Origin of the sequence: Luteimonas sp. R10 (assembly GCF_045689605.1) — a bacterium.
Taxonomy (GTDB): Bacteria; Pseudomonadota; Gammaproteobacteria; order Xanthomonadales; family Xanthomonadaceae; genus Luteimonas.
On record NZ_CP141262.1, the window covers coordinates 1,566,485 to 1,588,691 of the forward strand.

Genomic DNA, 22,207 nt, shown 5'->3' on the forward strand with positions numbered 1-22,207 from the left:
TCGTGTCGGATCGTCCGCGGCCGCGACGGTGGACGCCGATCCGCCGTTGCCCGGAGGCGTCGCAGCCGCTCGAAACCGGCCTGCGGCCGAGCTTCGCCCACGGGCGAGGCGGCACAGCGAGCGCGCATTCGAACTGCTACAGTCGGCCTCGCCCGCAGAACGAGACAACAGGCCCGCACCACGTGAACGCGATGCTCGAAGCCCCCGGCGAGTCCGCGCCCGACGGCGCCGCGCCGGAAGAGCGCCTGATCGCCAGGTTGCTGGAAAAGGGCCGGCTGAAGGAAGCCGACCTCGCGCGCGCGCGCCGCCTGCATGCCGAGGCCGGCGGCAGCCTGCTGGCCCTGCTCGGCCGCCTCGGGCTGGTGTCCGAGCGCGACCACGCCGAGACCTGCGCCGAGGTGCTCGGCCTGCCGCTGCTCTCGGCCAAGGAGCTTCCCGAGAATCCGCCGGAGCTCGTCGAGGATGCGCAGCCGCTGTCGGCGCGTTTTCTCCGACAGTTCCATCTCTGCCCGCTGGGCGAGCGCGGCGGGCGCCTCGCGGTCTGGATGGCCGATCCGCACGACGCCTACGCCGTCGACGCGGTGCGCCTGGCGACCGGTCGCGAGCTGCAGCCGCTGGTCGGCGTTCGCTCCGAGATCGACGACCTGGTGGAACGCTGGTACGGCCAGGGCCGCAGCGCGATGGGCGCGATCGTCGAGACCGCGGACGGCGAGGGCGGCGGCGACGTCGACGACGTCGAGCACCTGCGCGATCTCGCCTCCGAAGCGCCGGTCATCCGCCTGGTCAACCTGGTGATCCAGCGCGCGGTGGAGCTGCGCGCCTCCGACATCCACATCGAGCCGTTCGAGAACCGGCTCAAGGTGCGCTACCGCATCGACGGCGTGCTGGAGGAGGGCGAGAGCCCGCCGTCCAACCTGACCGCGGCGGTGATCAGCCGCGTCAAGATCATGGCCAAGCTCAACATCGCCGAGCGCCGGCTGCCGCAGGACGGCCGCATCATGCTGCGGGTGCAGGGCAAGGAACTCGACCTGCGCGTATCGACGGTGCCGACCGCGCACGGCGAGTCCGTGGTCATGCGCCTGCTCGACCGCGAGACGGTGGTGTTCGACTTTCACCGCCTCGGCTTCACCGACGAGTTCCTGCCGCAGTTCCAGCGCGTGCTGGAACAGCCGCACGGCATCCTGCTGGTCACCGGCCCCACCGGCTCGGGCAAGACCACCACGCTGTACACGGCGCTGAGCAAGCTCAATACCGCCGACGTCAAGATCATCACCGTCGAGGATCCGGTCGAGTACCAGATCGAGGGCATCAACCAGATCCAGGCCAAGCCGCAGATCGGGCTCGATTTCGCCCATGCGCTGCGCAGCATCGTGCGCCAGGATCCGGACATCATCATGATCGGCGAGATGCGCGACCTGGAGACCGCGCGCATCGCGATCCAGTCCGCGCTCACCGGCCACCTGGTGCTGAGCACGCTGCATACCAACAATGCCGCCGGCGGCATCACCCGCATGCTCGACATGGGCGTCGAGGACTACCTGCTGACCTCGACCATCAACGGCATCCTCGCCCAGCGCCTGGTGCGCCGGCTGGAGCCGACGCATGCCGAGCGCTATCCGGCATCGCCCGAGGAGATCGAGAAGTTCGGCCTGCGCCGCTACCAGCCGCACGGCGAGATCTTCCTGTATCGCCCGCGCGGCTCGGAACTCGCGCCGACCGGCTATCTCGGCCGCACCACGATCATGGAATTCCTGGTGATGAACGACGAGCTGCGCCGCGCGGTGATGCGCCACGCCGGGATGGGCGAGCTGGAACGCCTCGCCCGCGACGCCGGCATGCGCACCATGTACGAGGACGGCATCGTCAAGGCGCTCGCCGGCGTCACCACGATCGAGGAAGTGCTGCGGGTGACGGAGGACGCATGAAGCCGGGATCGAGGATTGGGGATTGGGGATTGGAAGAGCGGCTGAACCGCTGCCAGCCTCGCTTCGACCGCCTTCCGGCCACGGTGGCCGCGTTCGTCCCAGGCTGCTCCGAATCCCGAATCCCGAATCCCGAATCTCAGCTTTAATGCCTCTTTACCGCTACAAGGCCCTGAACACCCGCGGCGAGACGCTCGACGGCCAGATGGAGGCCGCCAGCGACGGCGAGGTGGTGCAGCGCCTGCAGGAGCAGGGCCATCTGCCGGTGGAGGCGCGGCTGGCGAGCGAGGTCGGCGGCGAGCCGGCCTGGAAGTCGCTGTTCAAGCCCAAGCCCTTCTCGGGCCAGCGCCTGGTGCAGTTCACCCAGCAGCTGGCGACTTTGCTTGCCGCCGGCCAGCCCCTCGACCGCGGCCTGACCATCCTGCTGGACCTGCCGGAGGACGCCGCCGCCAAGCGCACCATCACCGACATCCGCGACGCGGTGCGCGGCGGCAGCCCGCTGTCGGTGGCGCTGGAACGCCAGCACGGCACCTTCTCGCGGCTGTACGTGAACATGGTGCGCGCGGGCGAGGCCGGCGGCAGCCTGCACGAGACGCTGCAGCGCCTGGCCGACTACCTCGAGCGCAGCCGGGCGTTGCGCGGGCGCGTGGTCAACGCGCTGATCTATCCGATCATCCTGCTGGCGATGGTGGGGCTGTCGCTGCTGTTCCTGCTCGGCTACGTGGTGCCGCAGTTCGGCGCGATGTACGACAGCCTCGACGCCGAACTGCCATTGTTCTCGCAGGTGGTGCTCGGCATCGGCCTGTTCGTGCGCGACTGGTGGATCCTGCTGTTGGCGGTCCCGGCGCTGGCGCTGTGGTGGTTCGACCGCAGGCTGCGCAACCCGGCGTTCCGCGCCCGCTTCGACCAGTGGCTGCTCGGCACCCGCTTCGTCGGCTCGCTGGTCGCGCGGCTGGAGACCGCGCGCCTGGCGCGCACGCTCGGCACCCTGCTGCGCAACGGCGTACCGCTGCTGGCGGCGCTCGGCATCGGCCGCAACGTGCTCGGGAACCGCGCGCTCGCGGCCGATGTCGAAGCGGCTGCGGAGGAGGTCAAGGGCGGTATCGGGTTGTCGGCCGCGCTGGCGCACGGCAAGCGCTTTCCGCGGCTGGCGCTGCAGATGATCCAGGTGGGCGAGGAATCCGGCGCGCTCGACGCGATGCTGCTCAAGACCGCCGATACGTTCGAGCAGGAAACCGCGCAGGCCCTGGACCGCATGCTCGCGGCGCTGGTCCCGGTGGTCACGCTGCTGCTGGCGGGCATCGTCATGGTCGTGATCCTGGCCGTGCTGATCCCGATTTACGATCTCACCAATGTCATAGGTTGATGTCATGAATTCTTATCGGTTTTGTCGGCGTTCTATTCGGCGGTTTTCTGCTTCAGCGGCGCTTGGCGTGCGGTGGAGGAGCGGTTTTCGTGGGCTGTTCACTGGTGGCAGCCGTGGCGACGGCGTCATTGATGCGGTAGCGGTGGGTGCGCAGGGGCGCGGCGACGGCCTCATTGGTGCCACGGCGGTGGGTTCGCGGGGGCGCGGGCGATTCATTGATGTAAGCCGTGGCGACGGCATCGTTCGTGTCGGGGCGGTTGGGTCGCGGCAGCGCGGCTTCAGCCTGATCGAGATCATCCTGGTGGTGGTGCTGATCGGCGGCATCGTCGCCTTTGCGGCCACCCGCATCCTCGGCGGCGGCGATCGCGCCCGCGTGAACCTGGCCAAGGCCCAGGTGCAGACCCTGGCGGAGAAGGTGCAGGGCTACGAGATGGACACCGGCACCCTGCCTGACAGCCTCGGCGACCTGGTGGTGCAGCCGGGCGGCGTCAGCGGCTGGCTGGGCCCGTATGCGAAGGAGGCCGAGCTCAACGATCCCTGGGGCACGCCGTTCGAATACCGGGTGCCCGGCGAAGGCGGGCCGTTCGACATCGTCAGCTACGGCGCCGACCGCAGCCCGGGCGGCGACAGCGTGAATGCAGATATCCGCTACGAGTGAGCCATGCGCGACGGCGGCGGCCATTGCCCTGCGATGCCGCGGCCGGCGGGCGTGCCGCCTGCAGCGACGCCGATGAACGGCCGGATCCGCGGCTTCTCGCTGCTGGAAGTGCTGATGGTGGTGGCGCTGATCGCGGTCGCCAGCGTTCTCGCGGTCGGCGTGCTCGGCGGCGGCATCGAGCGCCTGCAGCTGCGCTCCAGCGCCAAGGAAATCGCGGCGAACCTGCGTTTCGCCCGCGCGCACGCGCTGGCGACCGGCACGCCGCAGCGATTCGTGATCGATCCCGTCGCCCACACATGGCAGGGACCGGCCGGGCGCCAGGGCAGCGTTCCGGACGCGCTCGAGATCGTCTTCACCGGCGCGCGCGAGGTGCAGCCGCGCGCGGACCAGGGCGCGATCGTGTTCTTCGACGACGGCGCCTCCACCGGCGGGCGCGTGCAGCTGCGTTCCGGCGAGGCGGCCTGGAACGTCGACGTGGCGTGGCTGACCGGCGAGGTGCGGCTGCACAGGGGAGGGGCGCCATGACGGGCCCGGCGCACCGCTTTTCTTCCCTCTTTCTAAAAAGGCCGAGCGCCCCAGCGCGCTGCGCGAGGGCCGGGAATCGCATCGCGATTTGCTCTAGCTGTTGCTTGCGCTGGGCGCCGAACGAATCGCCCCTCCCCCCCCTTTTCAAAGGGGGGGAGGCAAGGCGTCGCCGCGCGTCCCGGTGTTGTGCCTCCCCCTTTGAAAAAGGGGGAATGAGGGGGATTTGCTCTGGTTCTGGCTGTGGCTTGGCCGGGCGCCGAGCAAATCCCCCCTGCCCCCCTTTTTTAAAGGGGGGAGAGCAGCCGTACTCACAGCGCGGCTACACCCTGATCGAGGTGCTGGTCGCGTTCGCGGTCCTGGCACTGGCGCTGACGCTGCTGCTGGGCACGCTGTCCGGCGCGACCCGCCAGGTGCGCTGGTCGGCCGACGCCGGGCGTGCGGCGCTGCACGCGCAATCGCTGCTGGCGCAGGTGGGCGTGGGTGAGGTGCTGCGGCCGGGCCGCAGCGACGGCACGTTCGAGGACGGCCGCTATCGCTGGGTGCTGGAGGTCGCGCCCTACGTCGATCCGGCATTGCCGCCGGCGGCGACGGTCGATGCGTTCGGGCCGCAGATGATGGCGTTGCAGCTGACGGTGGCGTGGGGGCAGGGCGGTGCACGCGAGCGCCTGCAGGTGCAGTCGCTGCGGCTGGTGCAGCCGGATTCCGATGCCGGGGTGACGTTGTGATGTGGTGGGGAGCGTCGCGATGACGGGCCCGGCGCGTCGCTTTTCTTCCCCCTTTGTAAAAGGGGGATTGAGGGGGATTTGCTTTGGCTTTGGCTCGGCGGGGCGCCGAGCAAATCCCCCCTTCCCCCCTTTTTCAAAGGGGGGGAAGCAGCCGTACTCACAGCGGGGATTCACCCTGATCGAGATCCTGCTGGCGACGGTGCTGCTGGCCGCCGGCCTGGCGCTGGCGTTCGCCACCCTGCGCGCCGCCACGGCGACCGTCGAGCGCGGTGACGATCTGGCGCAACGCAGCGAGCGCATCCGTGCCGCCGAGGGCTTCCTGCGCCGGCGGCTGGTTTCGGCGCAGCCGATCGGCTTCGCCGTGGACGAGCGCACCGGTGCTCCGATCCGCTTCGTCGGCGAATCGCGGCGGATGCGCTTCGTCGCCGACCTGCCGAACTATCTCGGCCGCGGCGGCCCGGCGCTGCACGAGATCGACGTCGGCCGCGACGACGAGGGCCTGCGCCTGCAGGTCGCCTTCTCCACGGTGCTCGCCGGGGAAACCGTGGAGGAGAGCACTCCGCGTCCACCCGAGCCGCTGGCGACGGGCCTGTCCGGCGTGCGCTTCAGCTATCGGGGACTGAACCAGGACGGCCGCCTCACCGGCTGGCTGGAGGCCTGGGACGCCAGCCAGCAGTTGCCGGTGCAGGTGCGGGTGGAGGTGGAAAGCGAGCGCGATGGCGCCTGGCCGGTCCTGGTGGTGGCGCTGCCGCAGGGCAGCGGCCGGATCGACGACGGCGCGCTGCAGGAGGCGGTGCCATGAGCCGCGCCGCGCCGGTGACGACGATCGCGCGCGCGCGCGGCGCCGCGCTGCTGCTGGTGCTGTGGCTGATCGCGCTGCTGACCGCACTGGTCGGCGGGTTCGCGCTGACGGCGCGGGTCGAGCACCTGCAGGGCCGCGTGCTGCACCGCGGCGTGGCCGGCGACCAGGCCGCGCGCGCCGGGCTGGAATACGCGATGGCGCGCCTGTCCGATCCGGATCCTGCCACGCGCTGGCTGCCCGACGGCCGCGAATACGCCTGGACGTTCGCCGGCGCGCAACTGCGGGTGCGGGTCGTCGACGAAAGCGGCAAGGTCGACCTGAACGCGGCCGATCAGCCGCTGCTGGCGGCGCTGCTGCGGATCGCCGGTGCCGAGCCGGGCCAGGCCGAGGGGCTGGCTGGCGCGATCATGGACTGGCGCGATGCCGACGACCTCGGCCAGCCGCAGGGTGCCGCCGAGGATCCGCAGTACGCCGCCGCCGGGCTGCCGTACGGCGCCAAGGATGCAGCGTTCGAGAGCATCGCCGAACTGGAGCTGGTCCTGGGCATGACGGCGGACCTGTACGCGGGCCTCGCCGAACACGTGACGGTGCACAGCGGCCAGGCCGTCCCCGACCAGCGCTTCGCCGGCGCCGAGGTGCTGCAGGCGATGGGCATCGATGCGGCGCCGGTCCTCGCCCAGCGCGGCGGAATGCCGGGCTCTGAGCTCGAGCCGGACCTCGTGGGCGGCGGCACCGGCACGTATAGTATCGACAGTCGCGCGCGGCTGCCGGACGGCCGTGACGCGGTACTGCAGGCGGTGGTGCGCGTGGGCAGCAATGGGCTGCCGGGAGCGGTCTACACGCCTTTGCGCTGGAAGGAGGGGACCTCGGCACCTGATGGCTGACGCCGACGACATCGCTGCGCGACCCTCGATCCGGCAGCGTTTCGGGCGCGTCGGCGGGCGGTTGCGTCCGGGCGTGCACGGCTTCTGGTCGTGGTGGACGCGGGCGCTGCTCAGCTGGCTGCCGCTGCGGATGCGGGAGGTGCTGGGCCTGGTGGAGCAGCGGCTGCTGCTGCGCCGCGACGGCGACGACCTGGCGGTGATCCTGGAGCGTGGCGGGCAGCCGCGCGTGCTCGGCCTGCTGCCGTGGCCGGCCTCGCCGCCGGACGAGGACCTGGTGGCCCGCGTGCTGCGGCCGCAAGCGGCCGAACTGCCGCGCTGGCTGCTGTTGCCGGCGTCGGCCGGACTGCGTCGGCGGCTGGTGCTTCCGGCCGCCGCCGGCGACCGGTTGCGGGAAGTGCTCGGGTTCGAGATCGACCGGCAGACGCCTTTCGCCGCGGCCGAGGTCTGTTTCGACGCGCGCCTGCTCGGCCGGCGCGACGACGGCCAGCTGGACGTCGAGTTGGTGGTCGTGCCGCGGACGGCGCTGGATGCCGCGCTCGCCGCGCTCGGTCCGCTCGCCGGCGGACTGGCCGGCGCCGACCTCGACGACGGCCGCGGCGACACCCTCGGCATCAACCTGTTGCCGGAAGCGCGCCGCTACCGCCGCGCCGATCCCTGGCAGCGCTGGAACCTCGCCCTGGCCGTGGTCGCCGTGGTCGCGGTGGCGGCGGCGCTGTGGCAGATCCTCGAGAACCGCCGCGCCGCCGCCGACGCCTTCGCGCAGGCGTCGCAGCCGCGGATCGAACAGGCGCGCGCGGCCTCGGTGCAGCGCCAGCAACTGGAGAGCCTGATCGAGGGCATGCGCTACCTCGAGGATATGCGCGCGGCGCGCCCGACCACGGTCGAACTGCTGGACGAGCTGAGCCGGCGCCTGCCCGACAACACCTATCTGGAGAAGCTGGCGATCGAGAACGAGCGCCTGCTGCTGATCGGCCTGAGCAACGAGGCTTCGGCGCTGATCAAGCAGCTGGAGGATTCGGAGCTGTGGCGTTCGCCGGCGCTGACCGGCGCGCTGCAGCCCGACCCGCGCAGCCGCCGCGACCGCTTCACCCTAACCGCCGAGGTCGCCGTGGCCGCGCCGCCGGCGGCGCCGGCCGGCGCGGCCGACGCGGCCGACACCGGAGGCGCCGATGCGCAACGCGATCGCTGACCGCGAGCGCTGGCTGGCGCTGGCGATCCTGCTGGCGCTGCTGGCACTCGCCTACCTGGTGCTGATCCACCCCTGGTGGACGCGGCCGATGCTGCAGCTCGGCGAGCGCATCGATACCCTGCAGCAACGCGACCTGCGCGCGCGCATGGTGCTGTCGCAGGCGCCGCAGCTGCGCGAGCGGACCGAGGCGTTCCAGGAGCAGGTGGCGCGGCTGCCGGGCTTCCTGCCCGAGCGCAGCCCGGAACTGGCCACCGCAGCGCTGGTGCAGCGCCTGGAGACCGCGGTGCTCGAGGCCAGCCCGGGCAACCGCAGCTGCGCGATCATCAACCGCTCGCCGCTCAGCGACGTGCGCCAGCAGCGGTTCCCGCGGGTGGTGGTGCAGGCGCGCATCCGCTGCGGCAGCCCGGAGCTGGCGGCGGTCCTGCATACGCTGGAAAGCGGTTCGCCGCGGCTGTTCATCGACAATCTCAACATCCTCTCGCAAGCGCACTTCATGGCCGCCGACCAGCCGGACCAGGGCGTCGGCCTGGACGTGAGCTTCGATCTCTACGGCTATCTGCAGCCGTCGCCGGGGAGTGCCGATGCGCGCTGAGGCCGCCGGCGCCCGCACCCGGATGCTGGCGGCGGCGGCGCTGTGGGCGGTCTGCGTGTGGCTGCTGGCGTTGTTCGGGCTGGGCGGCCGCGTCGAGCCGCTGCCGGAGGATCCGGCGTTGCTGCAGCCGCTGCCGCAGGGCAGCGCCGGCGCCGAGGAGCGTCTCGGGCCGATGTCGCAGTATTCCGAGATCGGCGAGCGCCCGTTGTTCGCCAGCGACCGCCGCCACCGGCCGTTCTTCCTCGAGCCGCAGGTCGACGGCGAGGAGGGGCCCGGCGAGTTCGATGTCGTGCTCACCAGCGTGCTGATCACGCCGGACCTGCAAATGGCGATCGTGCAGCCGCGCGAGGGCGGCGAGCCGCTGCGGGTGAAGGTCGGCGAATCGCCGCGCACGGCGCCGGCGTGGTCGCTGGTCTCGGTCGGACCGCGCAGCGCGGTGTTCGCCGGCCCGGAAGGCGAGCGCGCGTTGGAACTGCGGGTGTTCGACGGCGTCGGCGGCCAGCCGCCGACGCCGGTCGCGCGCGGCGAGGGCCGCCAGGCGCAGCGCCTGCCGGCGCCGCCGGCCGTCACGCCGGCGGGCCAGGCGCCGCAACCGCAACCGCGATCCGGCGCCGAAACCGCCGGCGCCGCCGCCGAAACGGCAGCCGAAATCGAGGCCGAAGCCCAGGAGATCACGCCCGCCGCGCAGGCCGAGGCGATCCGCAAACGCATCGAAGCCCGTCGCGCGCGGCTGCGCCAGGAAGCGCAGCAGTCGACGCCGGCAGGCCGGCAGCAGAACCCGTAGAGTGCATGTGATGAAGCTCCCCAACCCGATCAAGGCGTCGATCGCCGCCCTCCTCGCCACCCTGCTCGCCGCCTGCGCCACGTTGCCGGTGCCGGACGTGCGCCGCGACGGAGACATCGCGCGTTCGCCCTCCGAGGGCGTGCAGGCCGAGCCGTTGGAGGACGAGATCCTGCCGCAGCCACAGATCCGCCGCGGGACCGGCCAGGTGATCAACCAGAGTGCGGCTGCCTCGCCGCCGCCCGGCATCGGCGCCACCAGCGGCTCGGCCCAGTTCAATTTCGAGGGCGAGTCGGTGCATGCCGTGGTCAAGGCGATCCTCGGCGACATGCTCGGGCAGAACTACGTGATCGCGCCGGAGGTGCAGGGCACGGTGACCCTGGGCACGCCCAAGCCGGTCAGCCCGGCGCAGGCGCTGAGCCTGCTGGAGATGGTGCTGGGCTGGAACAACGCCCGCATGATCTACAGCGACGGCCGCTACAACATCGTGCCCGCCGACGGCGCGGTGGCGACCGGCACGGTGGCGCCGCGCACCGGCACCGCCACCGGCGCCCGTGGCTTCGAGGCGCGCACGGTGCAGCTGCGCTACATCTCGGCCACCGAGATGGAGAAGGTGCTGGAGCCCTACGCGCGGCCCGATGCCATCGTCGGCGTCGACAACGCGCGCAACGTGATCACCGTCTCCGGCAGCCGGTCCGAGCTCGAGAACTACCTGCGCACGATCGAGATCTTCGACGTCGACTGGCTGGCGGGCATGTCGGTCGGCGTGTTCCCGATCGATTCGGGCAGCGCCGCGCAGGTGGTCGGCGACCTGGAGAAGGTGTTCGGCGAGGAGAGCGGCTCGCCGGTGGCCGGCATGTTCCGCTTCATGCCGCTGGAGGGCGCCAACGCGGTGATGGTGATCACCCCGCAGCCCGCCTACCTGGACGAGATCCAGCGCTGGCTCGAGCGCATCGACAGCGCCGGCGGCGAGGCGAGGCTGTATTCCTACGAGCTCAAGTACGTCAAGGCCATCGACCTGGCCGACCGCCTGGCCGAGGTGTTCGGCGCCGGCGGCGGGCGCCGCAGCGACGGCGGCAGCGCCTCGCTGATGCCGGGGCTGGAGTCGACCCAGGTGCGCGGCAGCGGCGTCGGCGGGCGCGACAGCACGGTCCCGATCGGTGGCGACAATGGCAGCGGGAGCGGAAGCCGCAGCCGTAGCCAAAGCCGCGGTGGGGGAACGACCGGCGGTGGCAGTGGTGGTCAGCTGCAACTCGGCGACAGCGGCCCCGGCTCGGGCAGCGTCACTCTCGAGGTCGACGGCAGCCAGGTAGGGGTTTCGGCGGTCGAGGAGACCAACACTCTGCTCGTGCGCTCCACAGCGCAGGCATGGAAGTCGATTCGCGAAGTGGTCGAGCGCCTCGACGTGATGCCGATGCAGGTGCACATCGAGGCGCAGGTGCTCGAAGTCGCGCTGACCGACGAGCTGCGCTATGGCGTCAACTGGTACATCGAACGCGCGGCGACCGACAACGGTCTGCCCAATCTGAGCCTGCGCAACAATCCCTCGCTGCCGAGGAGTTGGAGCACCTTGGCGGGAAGCATCGGCGGCGTCAGCGGGCGTGGTCTCTCCTGGACGCTGTTCAAGAACGATGCGGCTGCGATCATCACCGCCCTCGATGACGTGACCGATTTGCGCCTGCTGCAGACGCCCTCGGTCTTCGTCCGCAACAATGCGGAGGCCGAGTTCAACGTCGGCAGCCGGATCCCGGTGTCGTCGGTGTCGATCAACCCAGTCGCTGGCACCAACAATGCAATCAGCCAGGTGCAATACCTCGACACTGGCATCATTCTCAAAGTCCGCCCGCGCGTGACCCAGGACGGCATGGTGTTCTTGGACATCGCGCAGGAGGTGAGTTCTCCGCTTACCGATCCCGATGAAAACGGCAACGTGCGCATCGACACGCGCTACCTCAAGACCGAGGCTGCGGTGCAGACCGGCGAGACCGTGATGTTGGCGGGCCTCATCAGCAACGGCAGTACCAACACCTCAGTCGGTGTGCCCGGCCTGAGCCGGATTCCGATCATCGGCGGTCTGTTCGGACAGAAGGGACGCGTGAATGATCGCAACGAGGTGATCATCCTGTTGACGCCGACGATCGTACGCAGCCCGATGGAGGCGCGCCGATTGACCGACGAGTACAGCCGCCGCTTCCGCGTCATGGAGCCGCTGCACAAGAAGGAGGCGGCCGAAGCGAAACGTGCGGCCGAGGCGGCAGCGGGCTCCGAATGAGCACGGGCGCACCGGCGCATGGCTGACCTGCCGGTCGTACTGCTGCCGCTCGGCGCCGACGACGACGCGCTCGACGCCTGCCTGGCGGCGCTCGATGCCGGCACTCCGGCCGGCACCCGCGTCTGGCTGGCCGACGACGCGCGCGCCGGTCCGCGCGGACTGGCGATCGTCGAGCGCTGGCTGGCGAACACGCGGCTGCGCGCCGACTACAGCCGCCGCCAGCGCGGCATCGGCGAGGTCGCGCACCTGGACGAGGCGCTGGCCGCCTGCGGCGACGCCGACGTGCTGGTGCTCGCGCCCGACGCGATCCCGGCGCCGGGCTGGGCCGCGGCGCTGGTCGCCTGTTTCGCCCGCGACGCTTCCATCGCCACCGCCACGCCCTGGTGCAACGCCGGCGAGAGCGCGGCCTGGCCGCGGATCGGCGAGATCTCGCCGATTCCAGACGACCTGGACCGGCTCGCCCGCGCCTGCGCTGCGCTGCCGCCGCTGCATCCGGAACTGCCGGCGGCGGTCGGGCACGCTGTGCTGCTGCGCGGCAGCGCCCGGCGCAAGGCCGGCGGCCTGGACGCCAGCAGCTACGCATCGTGGTACGCGGCGCTGATCGACCTGTCGCTGCGCCTGTCCGGCCTGGGCTGGCGCAACGCGCTGTGCGAGACCGCGTTCGTCGCCCGCGGCGGCGAGGGCGGTCCGGGCGAGGGCGACATGGAGGCGCTGGCCGCGCGCTGGCCGGACTGGCACGCGCGGCTGGCGAATTTCCTGATGCGCGATCCGCTGGGCGACTGCCGCGAGCAACTGTCGCGCCGCTGCGCGCGGCTGGATCCGCGCCCGCCGCAGCGGGAGCTATTTCCGCCGGTGCCGGACAGCGCCGATGCCGGATCGAACCCGCGGACGGCGGCGGCTCCCGTCGCGCCGCCGTCCGCCGGCTTCGACGGAGATGCCGGCGATTCCAGGCCTGCGGAAACGCCGGAGGAATGAGGTGCAGGCCATGAGCGCTTCCGCCCGCGACGGCATCGCCGTCGTCGTCGTCACCTACCGCAGCGCCTCGACCATCGACGACTGCCTGCGGCGGCTGCGCATGGCCGACGGCGTGGTCCAGATCCGCGTGGTCGACAACGACTCGCGCGACGGCACGCTGGCGGTCGTGCAGCGCCACGCCACCGCCGATCCGCGCCTGCGCTTCATCGCCAATCCCGACAACGCGGGCTTCGGCGTGGCCTGCAACCAGGGTGCACGCGCCTGCGACGCGCCATGGATCGCATTCGTCAATCCGGATTGCCTGCCGCCGCCGGATGCGCTGGCAGGGCTGCACGCACATGCGCAGGCCGTCGCCGGCGAGGCGTTGCTGGGTGCCGACCTGGTCGACGAGGCAGGCGCGCGTGACGGCGCGGCGCGGCGTCGCGACCCCGACTTCGGCGCGATGCTGCTGGGCGCCTCGGCGCGGTCGCTCGACATCGCGCCCGACCCGGCGCAGCCGCTGCAACCGGTCGACGCGGTTTCGGGGGCGTTGATGCTGTTGCCGCGCGCGTTGTTCGAGCGCATCGACGGGTTCGACGAGGGCTATCGCCTGCACGCCGAGGACCTCGACCTGTGCCGGCGCGCGCGCCAGGCCGGTGCATGCGTCGCCGTCGCCAACGATATCCGGGTGGTGCACGTGCGCGGCGTCTCCAGCCGTTCGCGGCCGCTGTTCGTCGAATGGCACAAGCACCGTGGGCTGGCGCGCTACTTCCGCAAGTTCGAGGCGCCGCGGCGCGAGCTGCCGGTGCGTACTGCGGTCTACGCGATGATCTGGCTCCGCTTTCCGCTCGCGGTCCTGCGCGCCACCGCCCGCGCCATCCTCCCGTAGCGCGCTCCAGGCCACACCACCGCAGCCAGCCTGCTGCGCATGCACTGGCGTATCGCTGGCCCGGCGCGCATCGCGCGCGAGGCGACACGGATGGTGGCGAGAAAGGCTGCACGCGCCGGAAGGGCGGTGCCGTCGCAAGCCGTTGCGGATGCGCCCGTAGCCGCGGAAATCGGTGATGCAATGCACAACGTGCGGTCCCGGCGCGCCTTGGCCCACCTCGGCAGCCGATCCGCCCGAAGTCGCCGCGCGATACCGGCGGCCGGCACGTCGAGCGCCGGCCGTCGGTGCTGATGCCACCGGTATCAAATGGCGCCGTTGTGCGCTTTGTCCCCGTCGGCCGGGCCGCCCGCGGGGACCTCCGGGCCGCGGAATCCAGGACTTCGTGGCCCGGCTGGCAGCCGCCGGTTTCGGCACGAAGCCGTTGCGCCCGCAACCGAATCGCGCCCCATGGCACGTCGTGCTGGACAAACAAAATTAGAGATGTTAGCGGTAACACATGGCAGCGTTGTCATAGCGGTTCGGATTCGACCCGGACCAGGCTGCTTCGAGGGGAGGGAGGCATGTCCGAGGGTGCGCAGCAGGTCCGATCCGGTCCGGTCCGCAGGAGAGCAGGATCGCGGTCGATCGAAGGTCGGTCGGACCGCAGGCGCCTCTACCGGCATGACGATCGAGGGACGGGGTGACCCAGCGCGTGGAATGCCATCGCGCAAAGGCGATAGCGCTAACAGATCCGGTGCAACGTACGCCGGTCAGTTCGAGGGAGGGAAGGCCATGAAACAGCAACTGCACGCAATACGGAAATCCGGGCCACCAGCCGTGCGGCCGCGCCGGTGTCGACATCCGGGGGCGAAGCGAACGCCACGTCCTGCCGGGTGCGACCGCCGGCCGGACCGCGAGCGATCGCCCGGCTGAACTGCATCCGCTCCGCTCCCGCCGACCCGCCCGCCATGGGCGGCCGGTGCGAATGCTGTGCCCGATGCGATGACGGTGTTGCAGGTCGGCATACCGCCCAACGATGCGATTGCCGGATCCAACCGCTCCGGTATCGGCGCAGAACTGGCGCTTCAGACGCAAGCGTCCATCCATCCATCAGCCAGGAACCAGGCACGCCATGAATCACGACAAATTGAGGCGATTCAAGTCCAAGGCCCTGTTCACCATCGTCGGTGGCGCGATCATCATCAATCCGGTCTTCGCGCAGGATCCGCAGGAAGCCACGGATCCGCAGACGCAGCCGGACGCAACCACGCTCGACGCCGTGACCGTCGTCGGCATCCGCAACAGCCTCGAGCAGTCCATGAACATCAGGCGCGATTCGTCCGGCATCGTGGACGCGATCTCCGCCGAGGACATCGGCAAGTTTCCCGACACCAACCTCGCCGAGTCGCTGCAGCGCATCACCGGCATCTCGATCGAGCGCCGCGACGGCGAAGGCGCGCAGGTCACGGCGCGTGGCTTCGGCCCGCAGTACAACATGGTGACCCTCAACGGCCGCCAGATCCCGGGCGCCGACGCCTTCGGCGCGGCCGGCCAAGTGCCGATCGGCGGCATCGACTCGGGGACCCGCGCGTTCAACTTCGCCCAACTCGCCTCGGAGGCGATCAGCGGCATCGAGGTCTACAAGACCGGCCAGGCGACCGTGCCCAGCGGCGGCATCGGCGCCACCATCAACATCCTGACCGCCCGTCCGCTCAACTACCCCGGCGGCGAGATCATCGCCAGCGCCGGCACCAAGGCCGTCTACGACAAGTCGCAGCCGTTCGATACCGACTTCACCCCCGAGGTGTCCGGCATCTTCAGCTACGCCAATCCCGACAAGACCTGGGGCATCGGCCTGGCCGCCAGCTACCAGAAGCGCCACGGCGGCTCGGTGCAGGCGACCGAGAACGTGTGGAACATCCAGGAATGGACCGGCACCGACGCGGCGCTGCGCCCAGGCGCCACGGTGGTCAATGCGCCCGAGATCGGGCAGCTCTACGGCATGCCCAACGACATCCGCTACGCGTTCGCCGACTACGAGCGCGAGCGCATCAACGGCCAGGCGGTGGTGCAGTTCGCGCCCACCGACGCGCTCACTTTCACCCTGGACTACACCCATTCCACCAACGAAATCACCGAGACCCGCGGCGAACAGACCATCTGGCTAGAGCGCAGCAACAGCTTCACTCACCTTGAATTCGACACCGGCGAGACGGTGGCCACCCCGGTCTACCTGCGCGATGTGGTCGGCGGCACCAAGGACTTCGGTTACGAGCAGCAGACCAACAACCAGAAGTACAAGCTCGCTTCGCTGGGTTTCAATGCCGACTGGCAGGTCACCGATCGCCTGCGACTCAACTTCGACGCGCACAGCACCGAGTCGCAGAGCCTGCCGAACGATCCGGTCACCGGCGGCGGCGCCACCTGGTTCAGCCTGGCGGGCACCAACAACTGCTCCGACGGGCCCTACTGTGGCGGCAACTGGGCGCAGGAAATGTGGTTCAACGAGAGTCTGCCGATCGCCGCACGCACCTGGTATCCGACCATCGACGATGCGCTGGCGGACACCGACGGCGTCGTGAACCCGGACTTCCCGGCCTCGCAGCTGGGTTCGCAGGTGCTGCGCGTCAACGCGCTCAGCCAAGTCACCGAGATCGACCAGGCGCGCGTGGACGGCACGTTCGACTTCGACAACGGCCGCTTCCGCTTCGGTGCCGACACCTCCAAGGTCAGCATGACCCGGCAGAACCACATCGAGCGCTACAACACCCTGGGCGACTGGGGCGTGGCCAACGCCGGCGAGGAGCCGGGCATGACGGAACTGCTGAACCAGCTCAGCATCGTCGGCATGTTCGACGACTTCAGTGCGCCCGGTGCGGCGCCGGGCGCCTGGTACGGCGACGCCACCGCGCTGGGCCAGTGGGCGGCGGCGAGCCAGTACGCCGCGGATTTCAGCGTCAACCCAGGCCTGGCCGCCGACGACCACATCGAAGAGAAGACCCAGTCGGTGTACCTGCAGGTGGAGCTGGACGGCGAGCTGGGCGGCATGGCCACCCACACCCGCATCGGCTTGCGCTACGAGGACACCGAACTGGTCTCGACCGGAGCGGTCGCGGTGCCTGAGTCGATCGTGTGGACATCAAACAACGACCATCGCATTGAGCGATCGGACGAAGTGCTCCCGTTCAGCGAGGAGAACAGCTACAGCTACATCCTGCCCAACCTCGACTTCAGCATCGACCTCACCGATGACTTGAAGGCGCGCGCTTCGTTCAGCCAGACCATCGCTCGCGCCCCGTATGGCGACCTCTACGCCGGACCCGGCGTAAACGCACCGACCGGTTCCACCCTGGTCAATCCGTCAACCCGCGCCTCCGGCGATGCCAAGAACCCGGGTCTGGAGCCGCTGGAATCGGACAACCTCGACCTGGCGCTGGAGTGGTACTTCGCGCCCTCCAGCTATGTTTCGGTGACCTACTGGAATAAGCGCGTCGACAACTTCATCGGTAACAGCGTGGTGCGCGAGAACCTGTATGGCCTCACCGATCCGGGCGCGGGACCGGACGCGGAAGCGGCGCTGGCGTTCCTGCAGAGCGATACCTGCGTTGCCCAGGTCACCGCAGCCGGTGAAGACACCGACGCGGCATGTTCTGCGAACGATACCGCGCTGTTCACCGCTGTGGCCATGCTCCGCAATGCCGGCGAGACCGGCGGCCTGACCAACTACGACGGCAGCAGGAGTCAGGTCCTGGAGATGGAGTTCGGGTACGACCTGGTCGGCGAAGCGGACGATCCGCTGTACATGTTCGACGTCAACCGCCCGATCAACCAGAACAAGGCCAAGCTGCGTGGCTGGGAGATCGGTGGCCAGTACTTCTTCGGCGACAGCGGCTTCGGCGTGTATGCCAACTACACCGTCGTCAGCGGCGATGTCGGCTTCGACAACGGATCTCTCGACGAGCAGTTCGCGCTGCTGGGCCTGAGCGACACCGCCAACGTCATGCTGATGTACGAGAACTACGGCTGGACCGCACGCCTGGCCTGGAACTGGCGCGACGAGTACCTGATCCTCGCCAACCAGAACGGATCCAACCGCAACCCGCACTACGTGGAGGCATACGACCAGATCGACCTCAGCGTGAGCTATGCATTCAACGACCATCTTTCGCTCGGCTTCGAGGCGATCAACCTGACCGGCGAGGACGTGCGCTGGTACGGCCGCTCCGAGAAGCAGTTCATCCGGGTACTCGACCAGAGCCCCCGCTACATGGCGGCGTTGCGATATCGCTTCTGAGCCTGGTCAGCAGGCCGGAGCGCCAGCAAGTGCCGGGATCGCCGCAATGGCGGTCCCGGTGGTCCTCCCCGGGATTTCGCCCTCCCCGGGATCCCGGCGGAGGACACTTCGGCGGCGTCCGGAGGGCGCCAGCACGCCCTCCGGACCGGCTGCAGCGCCAGCCCAGGAATGCCGTCGCTTTCGCGGGTTCTGCTGGCGTGGCAGCATGCCTGCAGGTCCGCTCCGACGGAATCGAGATGTCGCGATACGAGTTGCTCAATAACATCGCCCACCAGGACCTGCGCGTGGTCACGCGCTTCGGTCCGGAGTTCGGCGACGAGGTCGGCATGGTGCCGGCGTTCCCGACCGAATATGCTGAACTGCAGCGGGAATACCCGATTTTCTTCCGCAAGGACAGCGAGGGCGGCTACCAGTCGGTGGCCCTGCTCGGATTCGACAAGCAGGAAAATCTGTACCTCGAGGACGGGCGCTGGAAGGCCTCCTACCTGCCCGGCTACCTCGCCAAGGGTCCGTTCCTGATCGGGTTCCAGGAGCGCATGGACGATGGCGAGTTGCGCACGGAGCCGGTGATCCACGTCGACCTCGACCACCCGCGGGTGGCTTCCGGGGAGGGCGAACCGATCTTCATGCCGCAAGGAGGGCACAGCCCTTACCTGCAGCGCATCGCCACCGTGCTGCGGGGCATCCACGACGGCGTCGAGGGCGGCAAGGCGATGTTCGCTGCGTTCGAATCGATGGGGCTGATCCAGCCGCTCAAGCTGGAGATCAAGCTCGACAGCGAGCAGGGCGTCGACCTGACCGGGCTGTACGGCATCGATCGCGAACGACTGGCGGCGCTGTGCGCGGCAGAACTGGAAGCGCTGCACCGGCCGGGCTTCCTGGAGGGTGCATTCCTGGTGCTCGCCTCGATGCACAACATGCGCCGGCTGATCGCCGAGAAACAGCGCCGCCTGCACCTGCAGGCCGAAGCCGGGCCGGCGGAGAGCGCGGCCTGACCGCCATGTCCGCCGTGGCCGCCAGCATTCGCGAGTGCGAGGGCTGCCGGCCCGATGCGCTGCCGCTGGACGAGTTGCTCGCAACCGGACAGCCGGTGGTGCTGCGCGGCCTGGTGCGCGACTGGGACCTGGTGAAGCAGGGACGGGACTCGGCGCGGGCGGCCACGGACTACCTCACGGGCTTCTACAACTGCCGGCCGGTGCAGTACTCGCACGGCGGCCCGGAGGTGGAAGGACGCCCGTTCTACAACGACGACTTCACCGCGTTGAACTGCGAAGTCCGGCGCGGCGGCCTGGACGCGCTGCTGGCGGAGATCCTTTCCCATCTGGACGACGAACGCCCGCCGACCTACTACATGGCGTCGCTGCCGGTCGACGCCTGCCTGCCGGGCCTGCGCGACGGCAACGACCTCGATTTCGCGGCCCATGGCGTGCGGGCGCCGTCGAGCATCTGGATCGGCAACCGCACCACCGCGTCCTGCCACTACGACGCGCCCAGCAACATCGCCTGCTGCTGCGTCGGGCGAAGGCGGTTCACGCTGTTCCCGCCCGACCAGGTCGGCAATCTCTATCCCGGCCCGCTGGAGCCGACGCCCGGCGGGCAGGCGGTCAGCGTGGTCGATTTCGCCCGGCCCGACTTCGGGCGCTACCCGCGTTTCCGCCAGGCGCTGGCGGCGGGGCAGGCGGCGCTGCTGGAGCCGGGCGACGCGATCTTCATACCCAGCATGTGGTGGCACCACGTCGAGGGGCTGGACGCGTTCAACGTGCTGGTGAACTACTGGTGGAGCAGCATGCCGGCGCACATCCCGACGCCGATGCACGCGCTCTACCATGCGCTCTGGACGATCCGCGACCGCCCGGAACCCGAGAAGCGGGCCTGGCGCGAGGTGTTCGAGCACTACGTCTTCGGCCCCGCCGACGGCGCCGGCGCGCACCTGCCGGAACGGGCGCGCGGCGTGCTCGATCCGATCGACGAGGCGACGGCGCGGCAGTTGCGCGCGATGCTGTTGGACAAGTTGAATCGGTGATTGGTGATTCGCAAAAGCAAAAAAAGCCGTAGCCTTTTCACGAATCACGAATCACGAATCACGAATCACGAATCACGAATCACGAATCACGGGAGTCGGCGTGAACCAGCACAGGATACGCAAGGTCGTCATCGCCGGCGGCGGCACCGCGGGCTGGATCGCCGCCTGCGCGCTGTCGCACCAGTTCCGCGACCTGCTCGACATCACCCTGGTCGAATCGGAGCAGATCGGCACCGTCGGCGTCGGCGAATCCACGGTGCCGCCGATGCGCAGCTTCCACCGGCTGCTGCAGATCGACGAGCAGGAATTCCTGCGCGCGGTCGCCGGCACCTTCAAGCTGTCGATCTCGTTCGAGCACTGGCGCCGGCACGGCGAGCGCTACATCCATCCGTTCGGCATCACCGGCTCCAGCACCCTTGTCTGCGCCTTCCATCACTTCTGGCTCGACAGCCTGCGCCGCGGCATGCGGTCGGAACTGGGCGACTACTGCCTGGAAACCGTGGCCTCGCGCGGCGACCGGTTCGCGCTGCTGGACAAGCCGCAGGTCAACTACGCCTATCACCTCGACGCCGCGCTGTACGCGCGTTTCCTGCGCCGCAGGGCCGAGGGCCATGGGCTCAAGCGGATCGAGGGCAGGATCCGCGAGGTCCGCCAGCACCCGGAAAGCGGTTTCGTCGAAGCGCTGGCACTGGAGGACGGCCAGGTCGTCACGGGCGACCTGTTCATCGACTGCACCGGGTTCCGCGGCCTGTTGATCGAACAGACGTTGCGCACCGGCTACGAAGATTGGCACCAGTGGCTGCCCTGTGACCGCGCGGTGGCGGTGCAGACCGAAGCGGTCGGCCCGCCGGTGCCGTATACGCGCGCGATCGCGCACGAGGCCGGCTGGCGCTGGCACATCCCGCTGCAGCACCGCGTCGGTTGCGGCCTGGTGTTCTCCAGCCGGCACCTGTCCGACGACGAGGCGCGCGCGAAGCTGCTCGACGCCGTTGGCGCGCCGCCGGTCCGCGAACCATGGCTGGTGCCGTTCCGCAGCGGCCGCCGGCTGAAGGCCTGGCACAAGAACGTGGTCTCGCTGGGCCTGGCCAGCGGCTTCATCGAGCCGCTGGAATCGACCAGCATCCACCTCGCGATCACCGCGGTGGTGCGGCTGATCGAGCAGTTCCCGTTCGGCGGCATCCCGCAGTCGCTGGTGGAGATCTACAACGACACCAGCCGCAGGGAAATGGAGCACGTGCGCGACTTCATCATCCTGCACTACCACGCCAACCAGCGCGACGAACCGATGTGGAAACGCTGCCGCGAGATGGAACTGCCCGAATCGCTGTCGATCCGCCTGCGCGCCTGGCGCGAGCGCGCGCACGCCTGGCAGGGCGGGGACGAGCTGTTCCGGGTCGATTCCTGGACCCACGTGATGCTGGGGCAGGGCCTGGTGCCGGACCAGCACCACCCGCTGGCGCAGGCGCTGTCGGATGCCGACCTGCGCCGGCTGCTCGATTCGCTTCGCGGGCAGATCGACGAGGCGGCTGCGCGGATGCCGGCGCAGCAGGCCTTCATCGACCGCTACTGCAAGGCCGAACCTGCGACGTGGGAACACCGGAGGCCGGCCTCGACGTAGCCGGCCGGCCGATCGACGGGGGACACGCATGATCCTGAGGCCCCATCCCGAGATCCGCATCCGCCGGCTCGCCATCGGCGCCGAGCGGGCGCCGCTGCTGGTGATCGACGACCTGGTCGCCGATCCGGAGCGGCTGGTGCGCAAGGCCGCGGCCCGCCATTTCGTCGGCCAGCAGTCGATGTTCCCCGGCATCCGCGCCCATGCGCCGCTGTCGTACCAGGCGTTCCTGCAGGAGGTGCTGACGCCGCTGCTGCCGGAGTTCGGGCTGGCGCCGGGCAGGTTCGCGTTCCCGATGGCGCACTACTCGCTGGTGACCCGGTCGCCGCAACAGCTGGCCTTCCTGCAGCGGATCCCGCACATCGACTCGGTGTCCGGCGCCGGGCTGGCGACGGTGCACTACCTGTTCCGCGGCGACTGGGGCGGCACCGCCTTCTACCGCCACCGCCGGACCGGCTTCGAGTCCGTGGACGCGGATCGCCGCGAGACGTACTTCCGCTGCCTCGAGGACGAAAGCCGCGGCAGCGACGCGCCCGGCGAGGGCTACATCGACGGCGACACCGCCCTGTTCGAGCAGATCGAGCGGGTGGACGGGGCGTTCAACCGGATGGTGGTCTACCGGCGCAACTCGCTGCATTCGGGCAACATCGACAGCGGCCGCGTACCACCGCCCGACCCGTTGTCCGGGAGGCTGTCGATCAACACGTTCATCGACGTGCTGCCCTGAAACGCGGTGC

15 protein-coding genes and 3 pseudogenes are annotated in these 22,207 nt (G+C 69.9%); all 18 read left to right on the forward strand.

The features are described from left to right. Positions 1-191: 191 nt before the first annotated feature. The 18 genes and pseudogenes from gspE (at position 192) to U3649_RS06645 (ending at position 22,197) form a co-directional block, all read left to right on the forward strand. A complete protein-coding gene (gspE, locus tag U3649_RS06560; protein ID WP_407354557.1) occupies positions 192-1,925 on the forward strand; it encodes a type II secretion system ATPase GspE in 1,734 nt (577 codons plus the stop codon). A 145-nt stretch (positions 1,926-2,070) separates the two neighbouring features. After that, a complete protein-coding gene (gene xpsF / locus U3649_RS06565) occupies positions 2,071-3,288 on the forward strand; it encodes a type II secretion system protein XpsF (RefSeq protein WP_407354070.1) in 1,218 nt (405 codons plus the stop codon). A 238-nt stretch (positions 3,289-3,526) separates the two neighbouring features. Continuing rightward, on the forward strand, positions 3,527-3,946 hold the full coding sequence (gspG, locus tag U3649_RS06570) for a type II secretion system major pseudopilin GspG (RefSeq protein WP_407354558.1): 420 nt from the start codon (positions 3,527-3,529) through the stop codon (positions 3,944-3,946). A 33-nt stretch (positions 3,947-3,979) separates the two neighbouring features. Further along, a complete protein-coding gene (xpsH, locus tag U3649_RS06575) occupies positions 3,980-4,471 on the forward strand; it encodes a type II secretion system protein XpsH (RefSeq protein WP_407354559.1) in 492 nt (163 codons plus the stop codon). A gap of 311 nt (positions 4,472-4,782) precedes the next feature. Further along, positions 4,783-5,196: pseudogene (xpsI, locus tag U3649_RS06580) on the forward strand (type II secretion system protein XpsI); the annotation flags it as partial. A 166-nt stretch (positions 5,197-5,362) separates the two neighbouring features. Beyond that, a pseudogene (locus U3649_RS06585) lies at positions 5,363-5,998 on the forward strand (type II secretion system protein J); the annotation flags it as partial. A gap of 23 nt (positions 5,999-6,021) precedes the next feature. After that, positions 6,022-6,882 carry a general secretion pathway protein GspK gene (locus U3649_RS06590; protein WP_407354560.1) on the forward strand — a complete coding sequence of 287 codons (861 nt, stop codon included), beginning with the start codon at positions 6,022-6,024 and terminating at the stop codon, positions 6,880-6,882. Then, positions 6,875-8,071: a PilN domain-containing protein gene (locus U3649_RS06595; protein WP_407354071.1), complete on the forward strand. Its 1,197-nt coding sequence runs from the start codon at positions 6,875-6,877 to the stop codon at positions 8,069-8,071. Before U3649_RS06590 ends, U3649_RS06595 begins: the two co-directional genes overlap by 8 nt. Further along, positions 8,052-8,663: a type II secretion system protein GspM gene (gspM, locus tag U3649_RS06600; protein WP_407354072.1), complete on the forward strand. Its 612-nt coding sequence runs from the start codon at positions 8,052-8,054 to the stop codon at positions 8,661-8,663. Before U3649_RS06595 ends, gspM begins: the two co-directional genes overlap by 20 nt. After that, positions 8,653-9,447, forward strand: coding sequence for a hypothetical protein (locus U3649_RS06605; protein ID WP_407354073.1), 795 nt, complete (start codon positions 8,653-8,655; stop codon positions 9,445-9,447). Before gspM ends, U3649_RS06605 begins: the two co-directional genes overlap by 11 nt. Before the next feature lie 10 nt (positions 9,448-9,457). Further along, positions 9,458-11,716, forward strand: a complete 2,259-nt coding sequence (gene gspD / locus U3649_RS06610; protein ID WP_407354074.1) for a type II secretion system secretin GspD — start codon at positions 9,458-9,460, stop codon at positions 11,714-11,716. An 18-nt stretch (positions 11,717-11,734) separates the two neighbouring features. After that, a pseudogene (locus tag U3649_RS06615) lies at positions 11,735-12,562 on the forward strand (glycosyltransferase family 2 protein); the annotation flags it as partial. Positions 12,563-12,701: 139 nt separating this feature from the next. Further along, positions 12,702-13,559, forward strand: coding sequence for a glycosyltransferase family 2 protein (locus U3649_RS06620; RefSeq protein WP_407354075.1), 858 nt, complete (start codon positions 12,702-12,704; stop codon positions 13,557-13,559). A 1,111-nt stretch (positions 13,560-14,670) separates the two neighbouring features. Beyond that, complete coding sequence (locus U3649_RS06625) at positions 14,671-17,832, forward strand: TonB-dependent receptor (RefSeq protein WP_407354076.1); 3,162 nt, start codon at positions 14,671-14,673, stop codon at positions 17,830-17,832. A 236-nt stretch (positions 17,833-18,068) separates the two neighbouring features. Beyond that, a complete protein-coding gene (locus U3649_RS06630; RefSeq protein ID WP_407354077.1) occupies positions 18,069-18,827 on the forward strand; it encodes a SapC family protein in 759 nt (252 codons plus the stop codon). A 5-nt stretch (positions 18,828-18,832) separates the two neighbouring features. Then, a complete protein-coding gene (locus U3649_RS06635) occupies positions 18,833-19,855 on the forward strand; it encodes a cupin-like domain-containing protein (protein WP_407354078.1) in 1,023 nt (340 codons plus the stop codon). 100 nt (positions 19,856-19,955) lie between these two features. After that, positions 19,956-21,473: a tryptophan halogenase family protein gene (locus U3649_RS06640; RefSeq protein ID WP_407354079.1), complete on the forward strand. Its 1,518-nt coding sequence runs from the start codon at positions 19,956-19,958 to the stop codon at positions 21,471-21,473. A gap of 28 nt (positions 21,474-21,501) precedes the next feature. After that, positions 21,502-22,197 carry a DUF6445 family protein gene (locus U3649_RS06645; protein ID WP_407354080.1) on the forward strand — a complete coding sequence of 232 codons (696 nt, stop codon included), beginning with the start codon at positions 21,502-21,504 and terminating at the stop codon, positions 22,195-22,197. The last annotated feature ends 10 nt before the right edge of the window (positions 22,198-22,207 follow it).

Bases quoted from the DNA above. Each gene is read 5' to 3' on its own strand.
- gspE (WP_407354557.1), top strand. From the start codon at position 192: ATGCTCGAAGCCCCCGGCGAGTCCGCGCCCGACGGCGCCGCGCCGGAA.
- xpsF (WP_407354070.1), top strand. From the start codon at position 2,071: ATGCCTCTTTACCGCTACAAGGCCCTGAACACCCGCGGCGAGACGCTC.
- xpsH (WP_407354559.1), top strand. From the start codon at position 3,980: ATGCCGCGGCCGGCGGGCGTGCCGCCTGCAGCGACGCCGATGAACGGC.
- U3649_RS06595 (WP_407354071.1), top strand. From the start codon at position 6,875: ATGGCTGACGCCGACGACATCGCTGCGCGACCCTCGATCCGGCAGCGT.
- gspM (WP_407354072.1), top strand. From the start codon at position 8,052: ATGCGCAACGCGATCGCTGACCGCGAGCGCTGGCTGGCGCTGGCGATC.
- U3649_RS06605 (WP_407354073.1), top strand. From the start codon at position 8,653: ATGCGCGCTGAGGCCGCCGGCGCCCGCACCCGGATGCTGGCGGCGGCG.
- gspD (WP_407354074.1), top strand. From the start codon at position 9,458: ATGAAGCTCCCCAACCCGATCAAGGCGTCGATCGCCGCCCTCCTCGCC.
- U3649_RS06620 (WP_407354075.1), top strand. From the start codon at position 12,702: ATGAGCGCTTCCGCCCGCGACGGCATCGCCGTCGTCGTCGTCACCTAC.
- U3649_RS06625 (WP_407354076.1), top strand. From the start codon at position 14,671: ATGAATCACGACAAATTGAGGCGATTCAAGTCCAAGGCCCTGTTCACC.
- U3649_RS06630 (WP_407354077.1), top strand. From the start codon at position 18,069: ATGTCGCGATACGAGTTGCTCAATAACATCGCCCACCAGGACCTGCGC.
- U3649_RS06635 (WP_407354078.1), top strand. From the start codon at position 18,833: ATGTCCGCCGTGGCCGCCAGCATTCGCGAGTGCGAGGGCTGCCGGCCC.
- U3649_RS06645 (WP_407354080.1), top strand. From the start codon at position 21,502: ATGATCCTGAGGCCCCATCCCGAGATCCGCATCCGCCGGCTCGCCATC.